This window comes from Micromonospora sediminimaris, from assembly GCF_016863575.1.
Lineage (GTDB): Bacteria > Actinomycetota > Actinomycetes > Mycobacteriales > Micromonosporaceae > Micromonospora > Micromonospora sediminimaris.
Genome location: NZ_BOPD01000007.1, coordinates 140,212 through 164,345 on the forward strand (window position 1 = coordinate 140,212; position 24,134 = coordinate 164,345).

A 24,134-nucleotide genomic window follows, 5' to 3' on the forward strand; every position below is an offset into this window, starting at 1 on the left:
GTGGCAGACCCGAGACCAGCCAGCACTCCGACAGACTCCGCCGAGCGACGCGAGGAGAAGGCCATGACCGAGGCAGACGTCCCACCGTTCCGGTACACCGCAGCGCTGGCCGACGAGATCGAAAGCCGCTGGCAGGACCGGTGGGAGCGGGAGGGTGCCTTCCACGCGCCGAACCCGTCCGGTCCGTTGGCCGATCCGGCCCACCCGCGATCAGGTGCGGAGAAGCTGTACGTGCTGGACATGTTCCCGTACCCGTCCGGGGCCGGGCTGCACGTCGGGCATCCGCTGGGCTACATCGGCACCGACTGTTTCGCCAGGTACCAGCGGATGGCCGGCCGCAACGTGCTGCACGCGATGGGTTTCGACGCGTTCGGGCTGCCCGCCGAGCAGTACGCGGTGCAGACGGGTACCCACCCCCGGACCACCACCGAGGCCAACATCGAGCGCTACCGGGCGCAGCTGCGCCGGCTGGGCCTGGCCCACGACCAGCGACGTTCGGTGGCCACCATCGACACCGACTTCTACCGCTGGACCCAGTGGATCTTCCTGCAGATCTTCAACTCCTGGTACGACCGTGAGGCCGGCCGGGCCCGGCCGATCAGCGAGCTGATCGCCGAGTTCGCCGGGGGCGTGCGGCGCACCCCGGACGGCCGGCCGTGGGCCGAGCTGTCGGCCGCCGAGCGGAGCGCCATCGTCGACGACCACCGCCTGGCGTACGTGTCGCAGGCACCGGTGAACTGGTGCCCCGGGCTGGGCACGGTGCTGGCCAACGAGGAGGTCACCGCCGACGGCCGCTCCGAGCGGGGCAACTTCCCGGTCTTCAAGCGCAACCTGAAGCAGTGGATGATGCGGATCACCGCGTACGGCGACCGGCTGCTGGACGACCTGGACAAGCTGGACTGGCCCGAGCCGATCAAGCTGATGCAGCGCAACTGGATCGGCCGGTCGCAGGGCGCGCACATCGACTTCCCGACCCCGGTCGCCCCGATCCGGGTGTTCACGACCCGGCCCGACACCGTCTTCGGCGCCACCTACATGGTGCTGGCTCCGGAGCACGAGCTGGTCGACACGCTGGCGCCGGCGGCGTGGCCGGAGGGCACCCGGGACGCGTGGACCGGCGGGCACGCCGGCCCGCGGGAGGCCGTCGAGGCGTACCGCAAGGCGGCAGCGGCCAAGACCGACGTGGAGCGGCAGGCCGAGACGAAGGAGAAGACAGGCGTCTTCACCGGCGCGTACGCCACCAACCCGGTCACCGGGGGACAGATCCCGATCTTCATCGCCGACTACGTGCTGGCCGGCTACGGCACCGGCGCGATCATGGCGGTGCCCGCCCAGGACGAGCGGGACTGGGAGTTCGCCGAGGTTTTCGAGCTGCCGATCGTGCGTACCGTGCAGCCGCCGGAGGGCTTCGACGGCAAGGCGTACACCGGGGACGGCCCGGCGATCAACAGCGCCGCGCCCGAGCGCGGCCTGGACCTGGACGGCCTGGGCGTGGCCGACGCCAAGGCCCGGATCATCGGCTGGCTGGAGGAGACCGGCAACGGTCAGGGCGCGGTGACCTACCGGCTGCGGGACTGGCTGTTCAGCCGGCAGCGCTACTGGGGCGAGCCGTTCCCGATCGTTTACGACGCCGACGGCGCCGCCATCGCCCTGCCGGAGGAGATGCTGCCGGTCGAGCTGCCCGAGGTGGACGACTTCTCCCCGCGCACCTTCGACCCGGAGGACGCGGCCAGCGACCCGGAGACGCCGCTGTCGCGCCGCCGCGACTGGGTCGAGGTCGAGCTGGACCTGGGTGACGGTCCGAAGCGCTACACCCGGGAGACGAACGTGATGCCGCAGTGGGCCGGCTCCTGCTGGTACGAACTGCGCTACCTGGACCCGACCAACGAGGGCCGGTTCGTCGACGCGGAAAACGAGCGGTACTGGATGGGCCCGCGCGCCGAGGGCGACTGCGGCGGCGTGGACCTGTACGTGGGCGGCGCCGAGCACGCCGTGCTGCACCTGCTGTACGCCCGGTTCTGGCACAAGGTGCTGTACGACCTGGGGCACGTCTCCAGCTTCGAGCCGTTCCGCAAGCTGTTCAACCAGGGCTACATCCAGGCGTACGCGTACACCGACGCCCGGGGCGCGTACGTGCCGGCGGAGGAGGTCGCCGAGCGCGACGGCGGCTTCTTCCTGGGCGACGTCCAGGTCAACCGCGAGTACGGCAAGATGGGTAAGTCCCTGAAGAACGTGGTCACCCCGGATGAGATGTGTGCCGCCTACGGCGCGGACACGTTCCGGGTGTACGAGATGTCGATGGGGCCGCTGGAGGTGTCCCGCCCGTGGGAGACCCGGGCGGTGGTCGGCTCGTACCGCTTCCTGCAACGGGTCTGGCGGGCCGTCGTCGACGAGCAGACCGGGCAGTCGCGGGTGGTGGACGCCCCCGCCGACGAGCAGACCCGGCGGCTGCTGCACAAGGTCATCGACGGTGTCCGGGGCGACATGGAGCAGATCCGGTTCAACACCGCGATCGCCAAGCTGATCGAGCTGACCAACGGGGTGACCCGCCTGTCGCGTACCCCGCGCGAGGTGGCCGAGCCGCTGGTGCTGATGGTCGCGCCGTTCGCCCCGCACATCGCCGAGGAGCTGTGGCAACGGCTGGGCCACTCCACCTCGCTGACGTACGCGGACTTCCCGGTCGCCGACCCGGCCCTGCTGGTCGCCGAGACGGTCACCTACCCGGTGCAGGTCAACGGCAAGGTCCGGGCCCGCGTCGAGGTGCCCGCCGACGCCGGCGAGGACGACGTACGGCAGGCGGCCCTGGAAGCCGTCGCCACCACCCTGGCCGGCTCCCAACCCCGCAAGGTCATCGTCATCCCCACCCGCATGGTCTCCATCGTCCTGTAACCCCCACCCTGGCCGATTCCACCCGCGTTGATCATGAGGTGGCGGCAGTTTGAAGGTCGACTACCGCCGTCAACCTCATGATCAACGCTGGGTGGGGTGGGTGTATTAGGGGGTGCGGTGGGTCAGGGCCAGCGCGGTGATCAGGACGGTCAGGGCGGCCCAGGCGGTGTAGGTGGTCCAAGCGCCGGAGACGGTGGCGGGGTGAATGTCGGTCAGCCACGGCGGGGAGCCGTTCGGGTCCCTGAGCCGCTGCCACGCGGGCACCAGCATGGCGTGCCGGAGCAGTGCGCTCCAGCGTTCGTCCTCGTCGACGGCGGTGGGCAGCAGGAGCAGCAGGGTCGCGGCGGTGACGATCGCGGGTGCGGTGTGCCGGATCAGCGCGGCGAGGGCCATACCGACGAGCGCGCAGAGCGGCACCAGCAGGGCGGAGGCGGCGATGCCGCGCAGCGCGCCGGGATCGCCGATGGACATGTTCGCGTCGACGTCGGCGAGGATCGCCTGCGACACCACGAACGCCGCCGCCGCGCCCAGCGCCCCCAGCAGGGTCAGCACGCCGGTCAGCACGGTCAACTTGGCGGCGGCCACCGCGTAGCGCCGGGGGACGGCCGCGAACGTGGTGCGCATCAGCCCGGAGGCGTACTCACCGCCGATCGCGACCGCGCCGACACCACTGGCGGCGAGGACGACGAACATCTGCGCCTCGGTGGGAAAGGCGTCCCAGAGCGGGGAACGCAGCGCCCGCCGCTCGGCCGACCAGTCCGGCCAGCCCGCGTGGGTGGCCAGCGCGGCGTGGCCGGCGAGGCCGACCATGGCGAGCAGGATCAGGGCGAACGCCGCCCAGGTGGAGCGGAGCGACCAGAGTTTGATCCATTCGGCGGCGAGCAGGTCGCGGTAGCGGGCCAGGTGGGTCGGGCTGGTGCGGGTGGCGGGTCGGGTCGCGGTGGTCATCGGGTCCTCCGGGCGGCGTACTCGACGTCGGCGGCGGTGAGTGCCATGAAGGCCTCCTCCAGTGAGGCGGTGCGGGTGGTCAACTGGTGCAGCGGGATCCGCAGGCCGAGGGCCAGGTCGCCGATCCGTTCCGCGTCCACCCCGCTGACGGCGAGCGCGCCATCCGCATCCGGCCGCACGTCCGCGCCAACGTCCACCAGCGCCGAAGTCAGGGCGGCCGATTCGGGGGTACGCAGGACGACCTCGGCCCGGCCGGCGCGGGCGGCGAAGTCGTTCAGGGACTCGTCGGCGATCAACCGGCCCCGGCCGATGACGACGAGGTGGTCGGCGCAGTGCTCGACCTCGCCCATCAGGTGACTGGAGACGAAGACGGTGCGGCCCTCGGCGGCGAGCCGTCGGAACAGTTCGCGCACCCAGCGCACCCCTTCCGGGTCGAGGCCGTTGAACGGCTCGTCGAACATCAGCACGGGCGGGTCGCCCAGCAACGCGGCGGCGATACCGAGGCGTTGCCGCATGCCGAGCGAGAATCGGCCGACCCGGCGGTTGGCGGCATCGTCGAGGCCGACCAGTCCCAGGACCTCGTCGGCCCGCCGGGAGCCGATGCCGTTGCCGCGGGCGAGGGCCGTCAGGTGCGCCCGTGCGCTGCGCCCGGCGTGCACGTCCCCGGCGTCGAGCAGCGCGCCGGCGTGCCGTAGCCCCCGGGCAAGGTCCCGGAACCGGACGCCAGCGACCGTGACGGTGCCGCTGGTCGGCGTGGTCAGCCCGAGCACCATGCGCAGGGTGGTGGACTTGCCGGCGCCGTTCGGGCCGAGGAAGCCGGTCACCCGGCCGGGTCGGACGGTCAGGGTCAGACCGTCGACGGCGGTGGTGCGGCCGTACCGCCGGGTCAGGCCATCAAGTTCGATCATGCCGTGCACGCTGCCGGGCGCCGGGCGCTGCCGCGTCGACCCGCCGGCCGTACCGGGCGCCTGGACAGTGGCCTGCGGGCGTACGCCCCCGGGCCGATGCCGGCGCGGCGCGGCGCTGGATACCGTGTGCCGGTGGACGTCACCGCCCTGATCCGGCCGCGTGCCACCGTGCCGGTGGTGCGGGCGGTCCTGGTGTGGGCCGGGGTCGCCCTGCTGCCGGTGCTCTGGGCGCTGGCGCCGGCCGTGGCGAACAGCGGCGACGGGTTCGGCGTGGTGGGCTGGTGGCTGCCGGTGCGCTACCTGGTGCCGGTGCTCATCGTGGCGCTGCCGGCGGGCCTGCTGCGGCGCCGCCCGCTGACCGCGCTCGGCTTGATGCTCGCCGGAGCGACGCTGTGCGCCGCGACCGTGCACGGCCGGGATCCCGGGTACCTCGGCGACATCTTCAATCTCCAGTTCCTCGCCGTCGACGCGGCGCTCGCCGTCGTTGCCGCGAACCGCTCCCGTCGGGTGTCGGTGCCGGCCGCCGGGGCGGTGCTGGTGACGCAGGTGCTCGCTGCCTTCGTGAACCTCGGAGTCGAGCCGGTGGACCAGGCCGCGCTGACCGTGCTGGCGGTCGCGACAGCCTGGATCGCCGGCAACTCGGTGCGGGCACGGCGGAGCTACGCGGCAGCGATGCGCGGGCACGCCGCCGCCGAGGCGGTCACCGCCGAGCGGCTGCGCATCGCCCGGGAACTGCACGACATGGTCGCGCACAGCATCGGCGTCATCGCCATCCAGGCCGGGGTCGGGGCACGGGTGATCGACACCCAACCGGCCCAGGCCCGCGCCGCGCTCGCCACCATCGAGGCGGCCAGCCGGGACACCCTGGCCGGCCTGCGGCGTACCCTCGGCGCGCTGCGCCGCGGCGACGGGGATCCGCCGCCGCTGGAGCCGGTGCCCGGATTGGTGGACCTGGAGCGGCTGATCGCCGCGACGGGTGATGCCGGAGTCCGGGTCGAGTTGTGCTCGGCCGGCGACGGGCCGGTCCCGGCTGAGATCGACCTCGCCGCGTTCCGCATCGTCCAGGAGGCGCTCACAAACGTGGTCCGCCACGCCGGGGTGGACGCGTGCCGGGTCGTCGTCGAGCGCGGCGACCACGCGGTCATGGTGGAAATCGTCGACGACGGCCGGGGCGGTCCGATCGGCGTCGAGGGGCACGGCTTGATCGGCATGCGCGAGCGGGTCATGGCCGTCGGCGGCCGGTTCCGGGCCGGACCACGGTCCGAGGGAGGCTTCCGGGTGACAGCCTGGCTGCCGGTGTCGCCGCAGAGCGCAGTCCCGGCCGGTGGTCGTCCGGGTGGTGCTGGTGTCGTCGGTGGCCGTCCGGCTGGTGGCGGCCGGGTCGGCGGTCGTCCTGAGGAGGTGGCGGAGCGGTGACCATCCGGGTGCTGCTCGTCGACGACCAGCCGCTGGTGCGGGCCGGGCTGCGCGTGCTGATCGCCGACGTGCCGGACATGGCAGTGGTCGGCGAGGCTGGCACCGGCGCCGAAGCCATACGCCTGACTCGTGAGGTGTTGCCCGACGTGGTGCTGATGGACCTGCGGATGCCGGGGACCGACGGCATCCAGGCGACGCGGACGATCACCGACTCCGGCGGTCCTACCCGGGTGCTGGTGCTCACCACGTTCGACGACGACGAACACGTGCACGCCGCGCTGCGGGCCGGCGCGAGCGGCTTTCTCGTCAAGGACATGGCGTTGGAGGACATCCTCGGCGCGATCCGGGTGGTAGCGGCGGGGGACGCGCTCATCGCACCAGGTGTGACCCGGCGACTTATCGCCGAGTTCAGTCGCCGGCCGGCGGCTGCGACGCCACGGTCGCTGGCCGGGGTGACCGATCGGGAGCGCGAGGTGCTCACCCTCGTGGGACGGGGCCTGTCCAACGCCGAGATCGCCGCCGAGCTGGTGATCAGTACTGCCACCGCAAAGGCTCATGTGGCCCGACTCTTCAGCAAGCTCGGCGCCCGCGACCGGGTGCACCTGGTCATCGCCGCCTACGAAGCCGGCCTGGTCGCCCCGCCCCGCTGACCCCCACCGTCATCTCCCCTCCGCCACCCCGCCGCGCGCCCGCATGCCTGCATGCGCAACTTCGGGGGAAGTGCTGCCTCGACCGCCTCGGAACCAGCACTTTCCCCGAAGTTGCGCGGTCCCGCTGGGTTCGGGGGGTGGGGAAGTCGGTCAGCGGCGGAGGCGGCGTTCGGCGCGCCACCAGCGGGCGAGCAGTACGGCGCTGGCGATGAAGCCCAGCGAGGCCGGGGCGGCGGCGAACCAGTTGATCTCGCCGGGGCTGGTCACGGCTGCGCCGACCGCCGCGTAGCCGAACGCGGTCGGCGCGGAGGCGATCACGCTGCCGACGAGGAACGGCAGCACCCGCGCGCCGGTGGTGCCGTAGCCGTAGCTGACCAGACCGAAACCGGAGATCGGCAGCAGCCGTACGGTGACCACGCCGAGGACGCTCTGCCGGGCGAACCAGCGGTCGAGGCGGGCCAGCCGGCCCCGGACGCGTTCGGCGACGAACTCCCGGCCCAGCACCCGCCCCACGGTGAAGCCGATCGCCGCCGCCAGCAGCGCGGCGCCGAGCGCGTACGCGGCACCTTCCAGGGCACCGAAGATGGCACCCGCGGCGAGCGTGATGAAGGTGCGGGGGACCAGCGCCACCAGCAGCAGTGCCCCGCCGAGCACACCGGCCACCGGGGCGAGCCGTCCCATCCGGTCGGCCAGGTCCGGCAGCGCCGTCGGCTCGGGGTGCGGCACCAGCAACAGCGTCGCCCCGAAGACAGCGAGCAGGAGCAGCAGCAGCGCGAACCGGGTGACCGACGGCGTCGCGGCGACCAGCAGACGGCACCACCCGGCGGGCGGGGAACCGACCGGTGGGCTGTCGGGCTGCGGGGGGCCGGCCGCGGGGGCACCCGACCGGCTCACCCGCAGTAGTCGTCTCCGCAGCTTGCGGATCATGCCCGGGCGGTGGCCACCGCGGTCCGGCGTTCGGCCCGCAGCCGGTCGGCCCAGGTGTCGTCGAGCGGGGGCAGGTGCTGCGCGCCGGTCGCCCAGCGCAGCAGCAGGTCGGCCAGGGCCGGATTGCGGGCCAGCGCGGGGCCGTGCGAGTACGTGCCGAGCAGCTTGCCCCGCCAGGCCCCCTCGGTGGCGCCGTCGTTGCCGACCCCGGCGGTGACCCGGGCCAGCGGGGAGACCCCGGGGCCGAGGTGGGTGCGACCGCCGTGGTTCTCGAACCCGGTCAACGGCGGCAGGCCGAGGCGGGCGTCGATGTCGCCGGCCAACTCGCCGACGGCCCGGCTGGGACCCCGGTCCGAGGAGAGGTCGAGCAGTTCCAGGCCCTGGTACTGGGTGCCCTTGGCAAAGAACGAGGTGCCCAGCAACTGGTAGCCGGCGCAGACACCGAAGACCACCGAGCCCTGGGCCACCGCCCGGTGCAGGCCACCGTCGGCGAGCAGTCGTTGCGCGCCGAGCGCCTGCGGGCCGTCCTCACCGCCGCCGATGAGGTAGATGTCGGCCGTGGTGGGCAGCCGCTGGTCGGAGCGGACCTCCAGCACCTCGACCGGAAACCCGCGCTGCTGGGCCCGGCGGGCCAGGATCAGAGCGTTGCCCCGGTCGCCGTAGGTGGACAGCAGGTCCGGATAGATCCAGACGATGCGCAGGGTCTCAGTTGACACGGTCCAACTCCGCTCGGATGTCCTGGAACGCGGTGTAGTTCGCGATGACCTCCAGCCGACCCGGAGGTACCGCCCGGACGGCTTCGTCGAAGGTGCGTACGTACTGGAAGGGCACGTCGTTGATCTCCAGCCGCACGGCCAGGTCGTACGCCCGGTCGCCGGTGATGAGCACCAGGCGTCCGCGCAGCGGAGCGAAGTCGACGTCGAAGAGCCACGAGGTGTCCAACCCGTCGGGGTCGCGGGCGTTGATGGACAGCAGCGTCGGCGCCTCGTCCGCCATGTCGAACGCCTCCAGCCAGCTGGCCGGGTTCTTGGCCAGCAGCAGTCGCACGGTGCGACCCTCCCGGACCACCTGGGCGTAGCGTCCGGCCACCGAGGTCACGTCACCGAGGCGGGGCACCGCGTCGAAGGGGCGTACGCCGAATTCGGCGGCGACCGCGAGGGCGGTGGCCGCGTTGCCGACGTTGACCTTGCCGGGTAGCTGGAGCTTGACCTTGTACCAGGCGCCGGTCGGGTCGACGACGCCCTCGTCGTCCACGGTCCACTGCGGCTCCGGCCGGCGTAGCGGGCAGCCGGTGCACCACCACTGCTCGCCGGAGCGCTGGATGGTGGAGCCGCACTCGGGGCAGACCCAGGAGTCGTCGTGCCAGCGCTGCCCGGCGGAGAACCAGGTGACGTGCGGCGGGGTGATCCGCTGGTCGTGGGAGGCCGGCGGGGTGGCGGCCCAGACCACCATCGGGTCGTCGGCGTTGGCGACCACGCGGATGTCCGGATGCCGGGCCAGCGCCGCGCGCCAGAGCTGCGCCATCATGGCGACCTCCTTGGCCCGGTCCAGCTGGTCACGGGAGAGGTTGAGCAGCGCCACCACGTGCGGGTCGGTCGCCTCGATCACCTGGGCGAGGTAGTGCTCGTCGACCTCCAGCACCGCGTACGGCGTGCTGCCGGCCTTGGCCAGCGCGGAGGTGTGTCCGGTGGGCATGTTGGCGCCGAACGAGTTGGTGGCGACCCGACCGAGTACCCCGACGGCCGCGGCGGCGAGCCGCGTGGTGGTGGTCTTCCCGTTGGTCCCGGAGATCAGCGCGATGGCCCGGCCGGCGGAGAGGTGGGCGAGCAGTTCGGGGTCGATCTTCAGGCCGAGCCAACCACCGATCACCGAGCCGTCGCCCCGGCCCGCCGCCCGGGACAACGCCGCGGCGGTCCGTGACACGGAGCTGGCCACCTTCGCCCGCAGGGGCATCTTCGCGTCCGTCACCCGAGCGAGGTTACCGGACCAGCGGACCCGCGAGATCGGCACCGACGGCGATCCGTTCGGCTCGGCTCTGCCGGCGGCCGGTCGGATGACCCTCGGCCGGACGGAGTCGATCTATGTCGGAAAGCGGACCCGCCCTGCGGGGCCGCCGGGCCCTCCACTCCGCTCCACCCCGCCTGACGTGCGCTTTTGTGGCGACGCGCGGCGCGCCACGCGGTCGAATCTGGTTGCGAGTGGAGGGAAGTGGAGTAGAGTGGGGCGCATTGGTGGGGCCGGGAGGGGCCCACCGGCCCGGGGGGTCAGCGGCGCGCGAACGCCGCTCAAAGGGCGAGGGGGTTGGGCCGATGTTTCTCGGCACCCACACTCCGCGCCTGGACGACAAAGGCCGGTTGATCCTTCCGGCGAAGTTCCGGGATGAGCTGGCGGGGGGTGTCGTGATCACCAAAGGGCAGGAGCGCTGCCTCTACGTCTTCCCGACGCCGGAGTTCCAGCAGATCGCGGAGCAGTTGCGTGCGCAGCCGATGACACACAAGGCGGCCCGGGCCTACAGCCGTGTGTTCTTCGCCAGCGCGCACGACGAGGTGCCGGACAAGCAGGGTCGGGTGACCATCCCGCCGCACCTACGTACATATGCGGGGCTCGACCGGGACCTGGTGGTCATCGGTGCGAGCACCCGGGTGGAGATCTGGGACAAGGTCGCCTGGGAGACCTACCTCGCCGAGAGCGAAGACGACTTCGCCGACATCGAGGAAGGGGTGCTGCCCGGCGGTCTGTAGGGCGTGGCGACGCCCGACGTACTGCGAGATCTCCAGCCGCTTTCGAGTTCCTGGCATCCCTTCCCCGGTGCCAGGCGCACGATCCGACCCTCCGGGCCTGCGGCCCGACGGGCGGGCGGAGAGCGGATGGGGATCTGGCGGTACGACGGCACGGCGTCGTCCGACGAACAGGGCGCGGATACACAACCGGTTCAACCAGTGGGGGTCGACATGGGGGAGCTACGCGGCACGCACGTGCCGGTGCTGCTCGAGCGGTGTCTCGAGCTGCTGGCCCCCGCGCTGGGCCGGGGTGGCCGCACCGTGCACGTCGACGCGACGTTGGGTCTGGCCGGCCACGCCGAGGCGGTGCTGCAGGCCCATCCGGAGACGGTGCTGGTGGGCCTGGACCGGGACACCGAGGCGCTGGCCCACGCCAGGGTCCGGCTGGCCCGGTTCGCCGACCGCGTCCATCTGGAGCACGCCGTCTACGACGAACTGCCCGAGGTGCTTGACCGGCTGGGATATCCGTCCGTGGACGGGGTCCTGTTCGATCTCGGTGTCTCCTCGTTGCAGCTCGACGCGCCCGACCGCGGGTTCGCGTACGCGCAGGACGCGCCGTTGGACATGCGGATGGACCAGACCCGGGGGGTGACCGCCGAGGAGGTGGTCAACACCTACCCGCACCCGGACCTGGCCCGGGTGCTGCGGGTCTACGGCGAGGAGAAGTTCGCCGGCCGGATCGCCTCGGCGATCATCCGGGAGCGGGAACGCGGCCGGATCACCTCGTCGGCGCGGCTGGCCGAGCTGGTCCGGGAGTCGATTCCGGCACCAGCCCGACGAACCGGGGGACACCCGGCAAAGAGAACGTTTCAGGCTTTACGGATCGAGGTAAACAGAGAACTGGCAGCGCTGGAGACAGCGCTGCCGGCCGCTCTGGATCGACTCGCCGTCGGCGGTCGCCTGGTGGTGCTGTCCTACCACTCGCTGGAGGACAGGCTCACCAAGCAGGCGCTCGCCGATCGGGTCCGCAGCACGGGCCCGATCGACCTCCCGGTCGAACTGCCCGGGTCAGAGCCGACGTTCCGGCTGCTCAGTCGGGGCGCGGAACTGCCTGGGGAGGTGGAGGTCACCGCGAATCCGCGGGCCGCTTCGGTGCGCCTGCGGGCCGCGGAGCGGATCGATCCGCAGGCACGGCAACGGGGGCGTACCGACCGCGAACGGTACCGCCGCCGGGTCAAGGCGATGCACCAACCGGGGACGGGGTCCACCACGGAATCCGGTCCGGATCCGCGGCGGGCGCCGGGGGACACGACGGACGAAGAGGGGGAGGGGACATGAACGTAGACAAGCGTCGGGACATCGCCGGCGCCGGGCAGCGCGCACCGCGGTCGGGGGGCCGGATCGCGGCGGAGCGGACCCGGGGAGCGGGCGACGGTGCTCGGCGGACGGACCGGGTGAACCGGTCGGCGGAGACTCGCGCCCGGGGGGCGCGCGAGTTCCCGACCCAGGGCAGCGCGGCGCTGCGTCCGGTGGAGCGGGTCGCCGTCGCGGCCGAGCGGTCGGAGTCGCCGCGGCTGCGGGTCGCCCCGCCGCCGCCGGTGCGGGTGCCGCGGGCACCGTTCGCCGCGCTGGTGGTGGTGCTGGTCGTCGGCGGGGTGCTGGGCATCCTGGCGGTCAACACGAAGATCAACGAGAACGCCTTCCGGCTGGACGAGTTGCAGCAGCAGCAGGCCAAGCTCGACGTGGAGCAGCAGCAGCTGAAGAAGCAGATCGCCGAGTCCGAGTCGCCGGGCAACCTCGCCGCCCAGGCCCGCAAGCTGGGGCTGGTCGAGTCGGGTGAGCCGGCGTACATCCGGCTGCCGGACGGCAAGGTGATCGGGGTGCCGCAGCCGGCCGGTGGGAAGCTCTCCATCGCCAGCCAGCAGGGCGGGCAGGGGTAGGCCGTGCCACCGAGGTCGGAGGAACCGCGCCGGGACGCCGAAGGCTCCCGGCGCGGTTCGTCGCGTGGCGGCGGGCAGCGGGGTACGCCGCCCCGCGCGACGGCGGAGCGGGACGCGGATCCGGGCCTCGGCGGCATCTCCGACGCCCGCGCCTACACCCCCCGGGGCCGCACCGTGCGCGAGGGCGGCGCGGCTGCCGGCACCGGACGCGCGGAGCAGCGGCGTACTCCGCGCAGCAACCGGTCGCAGGACCCGTTCCGCCCGGCGCTACAGGTGCTCGACGGTGGCCGGGGCGCCGCCGGCCGGGCGGCCGGCCGCCCGGGCCGGCGGGACGGTGGCGCCGCACGTGCCACGGTGACCCGTACGGTCACCGACCGCACCCCGCGCGACGAGCCCCCGGTCACCGCCCCTCGGCGGCGGGTGGCCACCCGGGAGCCGCGTCGCGGGGACCACACGCCGCCGCGCCGGCCGGCACGCAAGCGGCCCCGACCGCCCCGGCTGGCCGACCCGGGACGCCGGCTGCGACTGGGTACCGCGCTGACCCTGGCCCTCTTCGTCGCCGTCGGGGTGCGGCTGGTCGTGCTCCAGACCGTCGACACACCGGCGTACGCCGACGGCGGGCTCGCCGACCGCACCCGGACCGTGCAACTGCCCGCGCCGCGGGGCGCCATCTTCGACCGCTCCGGCGAGGCCGCCCTGGCGCACAGCGTCGAGGCCCGGTACGTCTACGCCGACCCGACCCGGATCGTCGACATCGCGGCGACCGCCCGGGCGCTCTCCCCGCTGCTGGGCATCCCGGCCTCCGAACTGGCCGAGAAGATGAAGCCCCGCAAACGGATCAACGGCGTCGACTCGCAGTTCGAGTACCTCGCTCGGGGGGTGGACATCGACCGCGCGAAGGAGATCATGGCGCTCAAGCTGCCCGGCATCGCCACGCACCGCGACGAGCGGCGCGAGGTGCCCGGCGGGGATCTCGCGGCCAACCTGATCGGCTTCACCAGCCCGGACATGGTCGGGCTGGAGGGTCTGGAGGCGCGCTTCGACGACCTGCTGCACGGCGAGGACGGCCAGCGGGTCTTCGAGGTCGGTCTCGGCGACCTGGCCGCTCCCATCCCCGGCGGCTACAGCAGCACCACGAAGGCCAAGCCGGGCAGTTCGGTGGTGCTCACCATCGACCGCGACCTGCAGTACATGGTGCAGCGCATCCTCAGCGACCGGATGCAACAGGTGCAGGGCAGCACCGGCGCCGCCGTGGTGCTGGACGCGCGTACCGGTGAGGTGCTGGCCCAGGCCAGCCACCCCACCTACAACGCGGCGAAGCCCTTCCCGAGTGAGCCGACCGACCGGGAGGACGCGGCCACCAGCTTCATCGTCGACCCCGGCTCGGTGCACAAGCCGATCACGTTCGGCGCCGCCCTTCAGGAAGGCGTCATCACCCCGGACACCTCGTTCCCGGTGGCCAACGCCATCCGCAAGGGCGACACCTGGTTCCGCGACACCCACCAGGCGAACGGGCGGCGGATGAGCGTCGCCGGCATGATGGCGTACTCCTCGAACGTCGGCACCATCCAGATCGCCGACAAGCTCGGCGCGGAACGCCTGCTCGACTATCAGCGGCGGTTCGGCCTGGGCAAGCCGACCGAGGTCGGGATGCCCGGTGAGGCGAGCGGGCGGCTGCTGCCCGTGGAGGAGTGGAGCGACTCGTCGTACGGGTCGGTGCCGATCGGGCACAGCGTGGACGCCACCCCGTTGCAGATGGCCGCCGCCTACGCCGCCATCGCCAACGACGGCACGTACATCCAGCCGCACCTGCTGAAGGAGACCATTGCCCCGAACGGGAAACGGACCCCCGCGCCGGCGCCGGAGACCCGGCAGGTGCTCAGTCCGGACAACGCCGCCGCCCTGCGTACGATCATGGAAGCGGTCACCACTGTCGACGACGCCACCGGGCTGGCCGCCGCCGTCCCCGGTTACCGGGTCGCCGGCAAGACCGGCACCGGCTGGCGACTGGTCGACGGCAAGAAGCAGCCCGGCGAGGTCGCCTCGTTCATCGGGATGGCCCCGGCGGAGAACCCGCGCTACGTGATCGCGGTCTTCGTGCACAGCCCGAGCGGTGGTGGTGGCCAGATCTCGGCACCGGCCTTCCAGGACATGATGACCTTCACCCTGCGTCATCACCGGGTACCGCCGTCGACCGAGCCGGCGCCGACGTTCACCGTCTTCCCGTAGCCACCACCTGCGGTTCGACTTCATCAGACGGAGATTCAGGCGCGCCGTGCGGCCCGGACCGAGCGACCGGGTAGGGTCTGACGCCGTGCGCGGCAATCCTCGTCCCCGTTCCGTGACCGGGATCCGGCTCGGTGACCTGGCCGCCCGGCTCGCCGTGGCGTCCCCGACAAGTGCCGACCCGATGGTGACCGGGGTGACCCACGCCAGCGGCGAGGTCCGCCCCGGCGATCTGTACGCGGCCCTGCCCGGCGCCCGACGGCACGGCGCGGAGTTCGCCGCCGCAGCGGCGAGCGCCGGTGCGGTCGCGATGCTCACCGATCCGGCCGGTGCCGAGCGGGCCGCCGACAGCGGGTTGCCGACCCTGGTGGTGGCCGACCCCCGCGCGGTGCTCGGCACGCTCGCCTCGGCCGTCTACGGCGATCCGACGGCAGAACTGACCGTGATCGGGGTGACCGGTACCGCCGGCAAGACCTCCACCGCGTATCTGGTCGAGTCGGGGCTGCGCGCCGCCGGCCACACCACCGGCCTGATCGGCACCGTGGAGACCCGCCTCGGTGATCTGGTGATCGACAGCGTGCGGACCACGCCCGAGGCCACCGACCTGCACGCCATGCTGGCCGCCGCTCGCGAGCGTGGCGTGACCGCGGTGGTCATGGAGGTCTCCAGCCACGCCCTGGCGATGGGCCGGGTCGGCGGGGTGCGGTTCGCCGTCGGTGGCTGGACCAACTTCGGCTCCGACCACCTGGACTTCCACGCCGACGCCGAGGACTACTTCGCGGCAAAGGCCCGGCTGTTCGACGGCCGGTGCGCGATCGAGGTGCTCAACCACGACGACCCGGCGCTGAAGGCGCTGTTCAAGCCGGGCACGGTCAGCTTCTCCGCGCTCGGGGACCGGGCCGCCACCTGGTGGGCCGACGAGCAGACCGGCGAGGGGTACGCGCAGCGGTTCACCGCGCACGGCCCGGACGGACTGACGCTGCCCGCCCGCGTGGCGCTGCCCGGCCGGCACAACGTGTCCAACGCCCTGCTGGCCATCGCCAGCCTGGTGGCTGCCGGGATCGACCCGGTTACCGCCGCCGAGGGCGTGGCCGCCTGCGGCGGCGTACCCGGGCGGCTGGAGTCGGTGGGCGTGGCCGGCGGGGTGCGCGGGGTGGTCGACTACGCGCACAAGACCGACGCCGTGGTGGCCGCGCTGGCCGCGCTGCGGGAACTCAGCACCGGCCGGCTGATCTGCGTCATCGGGGCCGGTGGTGACCGGGACCGGGCCAAGCGGCCGGCGATGGGTGCCGCCGCCGCGGCCGGCGCCGACGTGGTGGTGGTGACCGACGACAACCCCCGCACCGAGGATCCGGCGGTGATCCGCGCCGAGGTGCTCGCCGGTGCGCGCCGGGCCGGCGCGTCGGCCCAGGTGATCGAGGTCGGTGGTCGCCGGGCGGCGATCGACGAGGCGGTGCGGCTGGCGACGCCGGGTGACGTGGTGGCCCTGCTCGGCAAGGGGCACGAGCGGGGCCAGGAGATCGCCGGCGAGGTGTACCCGTTCGACGACCGGACCGAGCTTGCCGACGCGCTGCGGGGCCGCTTCGGGGATCTGGAGGGCCAGTGATCACGCTCAGCCTGGCGGAGGTGGCCTCGGCGGTCGACGGTCGGCTGGTCGCCGCCGATCCCGCCGCGCAGGTCACCGGCAGCGTGGAGTTCGACTCCCGCAAGGTCACCCCCGGTGGGCTGTTTGTCGCCTTCGACGGGGAGAAGGTGGACGGCCACGACTTCGCCGCCGCGGCGGTGGCGTCCGGCGCGGTGGCGGTCATGGGTACCCGCGAGGTGCCCGGGGTGCCGATGATCGTTGTCGCCGATCCGTTGGCAGCGATGGGCCGGCTCGCCCGTGCGGTGGTGGACCGGCTGCCCGGGCTCACCGTGATCGGGCTGACCGGCTCGTCGGGCAAGACCACCACCAAGGACCTGATCGCCCAGTTGACCACCCGGCTCGGTGAGACGGTGGCGCCGCCCGGATCGTTCAACAACGAGCTGGGGCACCCGTACACGGCGTTGCAGGCCGGCCCGACCACCCGCTACCTGGTGATGGAGAAGGGCGCCCGGGGCATCGGCCATGTGCGGTACCTCTGTGAGGTCGCGCCGCCGCGCATCTCCGTGGTGCTCAACGTCGGGGTGTCGCACATCGGCGAGTTCGGGTCGCAGGAGAACATCGCTCTGGCCAAGGGCGAGCTGGTCGAGGCGCTGCCGGCCGACGGCCTGGCGGTGTTGAACGCCGACGATCCGCTTGTCGACGCCATGGCGGCCCGTACGGTGGCCCGGGTGATCCGCTACGGCGAGTCGGCGCACGCCGACGTGCGGGCCGTGGACGTGACGCTTGACGAGCGGGGACGGCCCGCGTACACCCTCGTCACGCCGGAGGGCAGTGCACCGGTGCGGCTCGGACTCACCGGCCGCCACCAGGTCTGGAACAGCCTGGCCGCGGCGGCCGTGGCGCGGGAGCTGGGCATGCCGCTGGCCGAGCTGGCCACCGCGCTTGGCGCGCTCGGGCTGGTTTCCACCCGTCGGATGGACGTCTTCGAGCGCACCGACGGGATCACCGTGATCGACGACTCGTACAACGCCAACCCGGCGTCGACGGCGGTGGCGCTGCGGGCGCTGGGCGGCATCGGCGCGGGACGGCGTACCGTCGCGGTGCTCGGCTACATGGCCGAGCTGGGCGAGTTCGAGGCGCAGGGACATGCCGAGGTGGGCCGGCTCGCGGCCGAGCTGGGTGTGGACCGGTTGCTCGTGGTCGGCGAGGCGGCGGCGCCGATCCATCACGGGGCGACATCGGTAGGTGACTGGGGAGGAGAGTCGGTGCTGCTCACCGATCAGGCGGCGGCCGTCGAGGTGCTGCGCAGCGAGCTACGGCCGGGCGACGTCGTCCTGGTGAAGGGCTCCCGGTACCGGACCTGGGAGGTGGCCGACGCGCTGCGCGTCGAGGCCGCCGGGGGCGGTACGGGTACGTCGGCGTCGGCCGGGGGTGGCGCCGCGTGAGGGCGGTAATCGTGGCCATCGGGGTGGCCTTCCTCGTCTCGCTGTTCTGCACCCCGATCGCGATCCGGGTCTTCACCCGGCTCAAGGCCGGCCAGCCCATCCGGGCCGAGGGCCCGCAGATGCACCAGGGCAAGAAGGGCACGCCGACGATGGGCGGCGTGGTGTTCATCCTGGCCACTGTCATCGCGTACGTGGCCGGCCACCTCGCCCTGACCACGTTGCCCGACGCGCAGATCGCCCAGGTCGAGCCGACCATCACGGCGCTGGTGCTGCTCGGGCTGATGGTCTTCTGCGGCGCGGTCGGCTTCATCGACGACTTCCTGAAGGTGCGCAAGCGGCACAGCGGTGGCCTGAGCGCGAGGGGCAAGCTGCTCGGGCAGATCCTGGTCGGCGCGGTGTTCGGAGTCGTCGCGCTCTGGTTCCCCTCCACCATGACCGACGCCACCGGCGCGGTGACCAACACCGAGACGGTCGGCAGCACCACGCTCAGCTTCATCCGGGACATCCCGGCGCTGGACGTGACCAAGATCGGTGCCGTGATCATCTTCATCTTCGTGGTGATGGCGGCGACCAACGGCGTCAACCTCACCGATGGTCTCGACGGGCTGGCCACGGGGGCCTCGGTGATGGTGCTCGGCGCGTACGCGGTGATCGCGTTCTGGCAGTACCGGCACTGGTGTGCCGACCCGGCGTACACCGCGAATCCGGACAACTACTGCTACACCGTCCGCGACCCCTTGGAGATCGCGCTGATCGCCGGAGCGGCGGCCGGTGCCTGCGTCGGCTTCCTGTGGTGGAACACCTCGCCGGCCCGGATCTTCATGGGCGACACCGGAGCGCTCGGCCTCGGTGGCCTGATCGCCGGGATGGCGATGTCCACCCGGACGATCCTGCTCCTGCTGATCATCGGTGGCCTGTTCGTGATCATCACGATGTCGGTGGTGATCCAGATCATCTCCTTCAAGACCACCGGCAAGCGCGTCTTCCGGATGTCCCCGCTGCAACACCACTTCGAGCTCGCCGGCTGGAGCGAGGTCAACATCGTGGTCCGGTTCTGGATCATCGCCGGCATCGGCGTGGCCATCGCCCTCGGCCTCTTCTACAGCGACTTCCTGGCCAACATGGGCTGACCCCACCCCGCTGGGCAGCGTTGATCAAGAGGTTTGGGTCGGGATCCGTTACGGATCCCGACCCAAACCTCTTGATCAACGCTTTGGGATGGAGTGTTGGGGGGACAGCGGAGGGTGGTTGGCGCAAGTGCGACACGCCGACCGGGCCGTACCGCCCCGGTCGGGTGCCGGTAGCGGCGATGATGACGCTGTGGGGGAGGCGCGAGCAGACGACGTGGCAGTGGACCGCAGCCCGGCGCGTCCGGAGGTGTCGGTGACCGCGGTGACCGGACGCGGCGACGCCGAGGGGGCGTGGCGTGGGTTGGACGCGGTGGGGTCGTTGGCCGCGCTGCGGGGCCTGCTGTCCCGGCCGCTGGCCTCGTACCACCTGCTGCTGGCCAGCGCCGGGTTGCTGCTGCTGATCGGGCTGACCATGGTCTTCTCGGCCACCAGCGTGCGGGACTACGCCCTGGGTGGCAACGCCTCGGCGTCGCTGACCAAGCAGGCGATCTTCGCGGTGATCGGCATCGTGGCGTTCTGGGCCTGCCAGCGCCTGCCGGCGCGCACCTACCGGGCCCTGGGCCGGCCGACCCTGGCCGTCGCGGTGGGGCTGCTGGTGGTGCTGAACCTGCTGGTGGCGTACGGGCGGCTGACCGACGGCGACGCGAAGATCGGCCCGCTGGAGGCTCAGCTGCTCTGGCTGTACGTCGGCGAGGTCAGCCTGCAACCGTCGGAGCTGGCGAAGTTCGCGCTGGTGCTGTGGGGTGCGCACGTGCTCGCCCGCAAGGGCGCGGCGTTGGGTTGGTGGCGGGAGTTGGCCACGCCGTTGTTCCCGGTGGTGGGGCTGCTCTTCGTGCTGGTCGGCTACAACGACCTGGGCAGCATGCTCTGCCTGCTGGCCCTGGTGGTGGGGCTGCTCTGGGCGGCCGGGGTGCGGCTGCGGGTCTTCGCCGCGCTCAGCGCGATCGGGCTGCTCGGCATCGGCCTGCTGGTGGCGGTGGCCTCCCTCGGCGCCGGTTCGGGCGTACGGGGTGAGGAGAACTACCGGCTGGCCCGGCTCACCGTCTTCTTCAACCCGCCGCCGCTGGACGGATGCAAGGAGCAACTCTGCTACCAGATGGTCCAGGCCCGCTACGCCATCGCCAACGGCGGCTGGTTCGGCACCGGGCTGGGCCAGGGGCGGACCAAGTGGGCCTGGCTGCCGGCCGCGGAGAACGACTTCATCTTCGCGGTGATCGCCGAGGAACTGGGGGTGGTCGGCTGCGCCGTGATCGTCACCCTGTTCGCCGTGCTCGGCTACACCGGCCTGCGCATCGCCCGTCGGGTCGACGACCCGTTCCGGCGACTGGCCGCCGCGGGCGCCACCGCCTGGCTCGTCGGGCAGGCGTTCATCAACATCGGCGGCGTCATCGGGCTGTTGCCGCTGACCGGTGTACCGCTGCCTTTCATCTCCGACGGCGGCAGCGCCCTGGTGGTCACCCTCGCGGCGGTCGGCATGCTGGCCTCGTTCGCCCGCGCGGAACCCGATGCGGCCCGGGCCCTGCATGCCCGTCCACCGGCCCGGTGGGTCCGACTAGTGTGGGCACCGTTGCCGCCGCTTCCCGGCCGGCGGCGCCGCTCGGCGCCGCCGTCGACGGCCCGGGGCTCCGTGCCCCAGGCACGCAAGCGGCGTAGGGACGACCAGGCCGCGTCGCGTGGCGCCCGGGACAGCCGGGGTCGCAGCGGGTCGGCGAGCGAGAGGAGACGTTGATGGGTCCGCTGCGTTCGGTGGTGCTCGCAGGAGGTGGCACCGGGGGGCACATCTACCCGTTGCTCGCCTTCGCCGACTGCCTGCGCCGGCACGACCCCGGCGTCCGGATAACCTGCCTCGGCACACCGAAGGGCCTGGAGAACGAGCTGATCCCGCCGGCCGGCTACGACCTGCGGAACATCCCTGCCTACCAGCTGCCCCGGTCGATCAACATGAACCTGGTCCGTACCCCGGGCCGGATGTGGACCGCGGCCCGCGCGGCCGGCAAGGTCATCGACGAGGTACGCGCCGACGTGGTGGTCGGCTTCGGCGGGTACGTCTCGGTGCCGGCCTATCTGGCCGCCTGGCGGCGGGAACTGCCCATCGTGATCCACGAGGTGAACGTGCCGCCGGGGGTGGCGAACCGGTTGGGCATGAAGTTCACCAAGCACGTCGCGGTCGGCTTCCCGCACCAGCCGGCGCAGGCGGAGTCGCTGCGCGACGCCCGGGTGGTCGGCGTGCCGCTGCGCCGCAGCATCGCCGGGCTGGACCGGGCGGCGATGCGTAACGCCGCGCGGGCCCACTTCGGGCTCCGCCCCGACCTGCCGGTGCTCTTCGTCGCCGGCGGCTCGCAGGGCGCCCGGTCGATCAACCTCGCGGTCTCCGGGGCGGCGAAGGAACTGGCCCGCAACGGCGTCCAGGTGCTGCACGTGATCGGCGCCCGCAACGAGCCGGTGTCGGTCCCGACGGACCTGCCGGTGCCGTACGTGACGCTGCCGTACCTGTCCGACATGGACGCCGGGTACGCGGCGGCGGACCTGATGCTCGGCCGGGGCGGGGCGATGACCTGCGCCGAGGTCGCCGCGATCGGGCTGCCGACGATCTACGTGCCCTATCCGCACAGCAACCAGGAGCAGAAGCGTAACGCACTGCCGGTGGTCGAGGCCGGTGGCGGCCTGCTCGTCGACGACGCCGAGGTGACTCCGGACTGGCTCGAACGTACGGTCATTCCGCTGATCCGCGATCCGCAGCGGCTGCACGCGATGGGTACCGCCGCCGCGGCCTACGGGCGGCGCGACGGCGACGAGGCGCTGCTCAACTTCGTCTACGAGGCGGTTACCCGGTGAGCGCGAGGAGCGAGATGACCACGTTCAGCCCGGCGGGCACGCTCACCGCCGAGGATCTCGGCCACATCCACCTGATCGGCGTGGGCGGGGTCGGCATGAGCGGACTGGCCCGGCTCTTCCTCACCCGGGGCCTGCCGGTCTCCGGCAGCGAGTTGCGTGAGTGGCCGTCGCTGGCCGGCCTGCGGGCGCTCGGGGGGACGATCCACATGACCCACGAGACGGCCAACCTCGACGGGGTCGACACTGTCGTGTACTCCTCGGCGATTCCCGCCGACCATCTGGAGATGGTCGAGGCGCGCCGCCGCGGGCTGCGGGTGCTGCACCGCTCGGAGGCCCTGGCAGCCGCGATGACCGGTCGCCGTACCGTGGCCGTCGCCGGCACCCACGGCAAGACCACGACCACCTCGATGGTCACCATGGTGCTGCAACAGGCCGGGGCCGATCCGTCCTTCGTGATCGGTGGGGAGATCTCCGAGGTCGGCTCGGGGGCGCACCACGGTACCGGCGAGTACTTCGTGGTCGAGGCCGATGAGAGCGACCGTTCCTTCCTCATCTACCGTCCGTACGTCTCGATAGTCACGAATGTCGAGGCGGATCACCTGAACACCTACGGCGATCTGGCCAATCTGGAGGCCACCTTCGCCGAGTTCGCCCGGCTCACCGACCCGGAGGGTTTCGTCATCACCTGCGCCGACGACGCGGGTGGCCGGCGGCTGGCGGCGACGCTGCGCGCCGAGGGGCGTCGGGTGTACACCTACGGGGAGGCCGAGGACGCCGACCTGCGGCTTACCGACATGGCCTCCTCGGCGCGGGGGGTGCGCTACCTCGCCCAGATCGACGGTCGCTCGCTGGGTGAGTTCCGACTGCCGGTGCCGGGCCGGCACATGGGGCTCAACAGTGCCTCGGCGGTGCTGGCCGCGTACCTGCTGGAGCTGCCACTGCCGGCGGCGGAGGCCGCGCTCGCGGCGTTCCCGGGGGTGCGCCGACGTTTCGAGCGCAAGGGCGACGTCGACGGGGTGCTCGTCTACGACGAGTACGCCTACCACCCGACGTCGATGACGTTGGCCCTGCGGACGTTGCGCGAGGTGGCCGGGGAGGGCCGGCTGATCGTGGTCTTCCAGCCCTACCGGCTCTACCGCACCCGGGAGTTGCAGGCGGAGATCGCCGAGGCGCTGGCGATCGCCGACGAGCTGGTGCTGCTGGAGGTCTTCGGGCCGGGCGAGGAACGTGCCCCCGGCGAGGGCTCGACGGCGCTGGTCGAGGCGGTGTCGCTGCCGGCGGAGCGGAAGGTCTTCGTCGACACGTGGGAGGCGGTGCCGGCCGAGGTGGCCCGCCGGGCCCGGCCGGGCGACGTGGTGGTGACGATGGGGGCTCCGCCGATTTCGCTGATGGGTGACGAGTTGTTGGCCGCGTTGACGGCGCGTACCGCCGGTGCGTCGGCGTTGACCGGCACCGTCGCGGGCGGGGTGGCCGGCGGGTCGACGAGCATCGGGGGCAGCGTTCCCGGAGCCGTCGGCGTGGACGGCGCGGCGCCCGTCGCGGAATGAGTCCCGGTCCGGCCCGGGGGCGCGGCACCGGTGTGGACGGTGGCGCGGGGCGTCGCCCCGTGCGCCGGTGGCAGTTGGTACGTGCCGGCAGCGACGCGGTACCCGCCTCGACCCGGCGGTTCATGGCCCGGGCCCGGCGTCGGCGGATGCGCGCGGCGTTGCCCTGGGCGGTGGCTGGTGGTGTGGTCGCGGTGGCCGGGCTGGTGGCGTGGATGCTGCTGGGCACCGGCCTGTTCGGGGTACGCGAGGTTCGGGTGGAGGGTGCCGAACTGGTGACGGCGGTGCAGGTGCGGGACGCAGCGGGCGTGCCGGACGGTGCTCCGTTGGCCCGGGTGGACCTGGCCGCGCTGGCCGGCCGGATCGGTGCCCTGCCGCCGGTGGAGCGGGTCACCGTCACTCGGGACTGGCCGGACGCGTTGGTGGTACGACTGACCGAGCGTACGGCTGTGGCGGTGGTGCCGCGCGGAGAGCAGTTCGCGGTGGTCGACGCCGCAGGGGTGGTGTTCCGGACGGTGCCGCAGCGTCCGGACGGCCTGCCGCTGGTACGGCTGGCCACGCCCGGTCCGGACGACCCGGACACCCGGGCCGGTCTGGAGGTGCTCGGTGTGCTCACCCCGGAGCTGCTCGACCAGCTGGTCGAGATCAGTGTCGAGGGGCTGGCCCGGATCAGCCTGAGGTTGCATGACGACCGTACGGTGTTCTGGGGCGACGCGACCCGTGGTGCGGACAAGGCGCGGGTGGCCACCGCGCTGCTCGACCAGGATGCGGCCCGGATCGACGTGAGCGCGCCGGATGTGGTCACCTTCCGGTGAGCGACCGGTCAGTGGTGAGCCGTCTCGCTACACCGGCGACACGCCGGAGAGGTCCTTGGCTCATCGCTCGGCTGCGCTTACGTTGCCCCGAAGAGGATCAGTGGTTGACATAACTCTAACCCTCTAGTAGAGGGTGAGGGTTTACCTCTCGACCTC

At 72.6% G+C, this 24,134-nt stretch carries 19 protein-coding genes; 14 read left to right on the top strand and 5 right to left on the bottom strand.

The features are described from left to right. Positions 1-63: 63 nt before the first annotated feature. Positions 64-2,889 carry a leucine--tRNA ligase gene (gene leuS, locus Vse01_RS04580; protein ID WP_093401159.1) on the top strand — a complete coding sequence of 942 codons (2,826 nt, stop codon included), beginning with the start codon at positions 64-66 and terminating at the stop codon, positions 2,887-2,889. Positions 2,890-2,994: 105 nt separating this feature from the next. Here leuS and Vse01_RS04585 read toward each other — a convergent pair whose 3' ends face one another. Then, a complete protein-coding gene (locus Vse01_RS04585) occupies positions 2,995-3,837 on the bottom strand; it encodes an ABC transporter permease (protein ID WP_093401158.1) in 843 nt (280 codons plus the stop codon). After that, positions 3,834-4,745 (bottom strand): ABC transporter ATP-binding protein, encoded by a 912-nt coding sequence (locus tag Vse01_RS04590; RefSeq protein WP_170863256.1) that lies wholly within the window; start codon positions 4,743-4,745, stop codon positions 3,834-3,836. Before Vse01_RS04590 ends, Vse01_RS04585 begins: the two co-directional genes overlap by 4 nt. 132 nt (positions 4,746-4,877) lie before the next feature. On the opposite strand from Vse01_RS04590, the gene Vse01_RS04595 reads away from it, so the two are divergent. Then, positions 4,878-6,161 (top strand): sensor histidine kinase, encoded by a 1,284-nt coding sequence (locus Vse01_RS04595; protein WP_139233053.1) that lies wholly within the window; start codon positions 4,878-4,880, stop codon positions 6,159-6,161. Further along, positions 6,158-6,811, top strand: coding sequence for a response regulator (locus Vse01_RS04600; RefSeq protein WP_093401155.1), 654 nt, complete (start codon positions 6,158-6,160; stop codon positions 6,809-6,811). Before Vse01_RS04595 ends, Vse01_RS04600 begins: the two co-directional genes overlap by 4 nt. 150 nt (positions 6,812-6,961) lie before the next feature. On the opposite strand, the gene Vse01_RS04605 is transcribed toward Vse01_RS04600, so the two are convergent. From Vse01_RS04605 to Vse01_RS04615, 3 genes are read right to left on the bottom strand one after another with little or no spacing between them, the layout of a single operon-like run. After that, entirely contained in the window at positions 6,962-7,738 is a 777-nt protein-coding gene (locus tag Vse01_RS04605) for a TVP38/TMEM64 family protein (RefSeq protein WP_093401154.1), read from the bottom strand. Further along, on the bottom strand, positions 7,735-8,454 hold the full coding sequence (locus Vse01_RS04610; protein ID WP_093401153.1) for a type 1 glutamine amidotransferase: 720 nt from the start codon (positions 8,452-8,454) through the stop codon (positions 7,735-7,737). Before Vse01_RS04610 ends, Vse01_RS04605 begins: the two co-directional genes overlap by 4 nt. Next, positions 8,444-9,691, bottom strand: coding sequence for a Mur ligase family protein (locus tag Vse01_RS04615; protein WP_093401554.1), 1,248 nt, complete (start codon positions 9,689-9,691; stop codon positions 8,444-8,446). The genes Vse01_RS04610 and Vse01_RS04615 overlap by 11 nt, the downstream gene beginning before the upstream one ends. Positions 9,692-10,047: 356 nt before the next feature. On the opposite strand from Vse01_RS04615, the gene mraZ reads away from it, so the two are divergent. The 11 genes from mraZ to Vse01_RS04670 all read left to right on the top strand — a co-directional run bounded on the left by mraZ (position 10,048) and on the right by Vse01_RS04670 (position 23,978). Continuing rightward, positions 10,048-10,479 (top strand): division/cell wall cluster transcriptional repressor MraZ, encoded by a 432-nt coding sequence (mraZ, locus tag Vse01_RS04620; protein ID WP_093401152.1) that lies wholly within the window; start codon positions 10,048-10,050, stop codon positions 10,477-10,479. Positions 10,480-10,689: 210 nt separating this feature from the next. Then, complete coding sequence (gene rsmH / locus Vse01_RS04625) at positions 10,690-11,796, top strand: 16S rRNA (cytosine(1402)-N(4))-methyltransferase RsmH (RefSeq protein ID WP_093401553.1); 1,107 nt, start codon at positions 10,690-10,692, stop codon at positions 11,794-11,796. Continuing rightward, the gene (ftsL, locus tag Vse01_RS04630; protein ID WP_093401151.1) at positions 11,793-12,398 is read left to right on the top strand and encodes a cell division protein FtsL; all 606 of its coding nucleotides are present in this window, start codon (positions 11,793-11,795) and stop codon (positions 12,396-12,398) included. The genes rsmH and ftsL overlap by 4 nt, the downstream gene beginning before the upstream one ends. A gap of 3 nt (positions 12,399-12,401) precedes the next feature. After that, complete coding sequence (locus Vse01_RS04635; protein WP_093401150.1) at positions 12,402-14,627, top strand: peptidoglycan D,D-transpeptidase FtsI family protein; 2,226 nt, start codon at positions 12,402-12,404, stop codon at positions 14,625-14,627. A 46-nt stretch (positions 14,628-14,673) separates the two neighbouring features. Next, entirely contained in the window at positions 14,674-16,230 is a 1,557-nt protein-coding gene (locus Vse01_RS04640; protein WP_093401149.1) for a UDP-N-acetylmuramoyl-L-alanyl-D-glutamate--2,6-diaminopimelate ligase, read from the top strand. Beyond that, positions 16,227-17,654, top strand: a complete 1,428-nt coding sequence (locus tag Vse01_RS04645; RefSeq protein WP_093401148.1) for a UDP-N-acetylmuramoyl-tripeptide--D-alanyl-D-alanine ligase — start codon at positions 16,227-16,229, stop codon at positions 17,652-17,654. Before Vse01_RS04640 ends, Vse01_RS04645 begins: the two co-directional genes overlap by 4 nt. Next, the gene (gene mraY, locus Vse01_RS04650; protein WP_093401147.1) at positions 17,651-18,784 is read left to right on the top strand and encodes a phospho-N-acetylmuramoyl-pentapeptide-transferase; all 1,134 of its coding nucleotides are present in this window, start codon (positions 17,651-17,653) and stop codon (positions 18,782-18,784) included. Before Vse01_RS04645 ends, mraY begins: the two co-directional genes overlap by 4 nt. Before the next feature lie 319 nt (positions 18,785-19,103). Continuing rightward, positions 19,104-20,513 carry a peptidoglycan glycosyltransferase FtsW gene (locus Vse01_RS04655; protein ID WP_093401552.1) on the top strand — a complete coding sequence of 470 codons (1,410 nt, stop codon included), beginning with the start codon at positions 19,104-19,106 and terminating at the stop codon, positions 20,511-20,513. Next, positions 20,513-21,619: an undecaprenyldiphospho-muramoylpentapeptide beta-N-acetylglucosaminyltransferase gene (gene murG / locus Vse01_RS04660; protein WP_093401146.1), complete on the top strand. Its 1,107-nt coding sequence runs from the start codon at positions 20,513-20,515 to the stop codon at positions 21,617-21,619. The genes Vse01_RS04655 and murG overlap by 1 nt, the downstream gene beginning before the upstream one ends. Positions 21,620-21,633: 14 nt before the next feature. Then, entirely contained in the window at positions 21,634-23,166 is a 1,533-nt protein-coding gene (gene murC / locus Vse01_RS04665; protein ID WP_093401145.1) for a UDP-N-acetylmuramate--L-alanine ligase, read from the top strand. A gap of 32 nt (positions 23,167-23,198) precedes the next feature. Continuing rightward, positions 23,199-23,978, top strand: coding sequence for a cell division protein FtsQ/DivIB (locus tag Vse01_RS04670; protein WP_170863275.1), 780 nt, complete (start codon positions 23,199-23,201; stop codon positions 23,976-23,978). Positions 23,979-24,134: the final 156 nt, after the last annotated feature.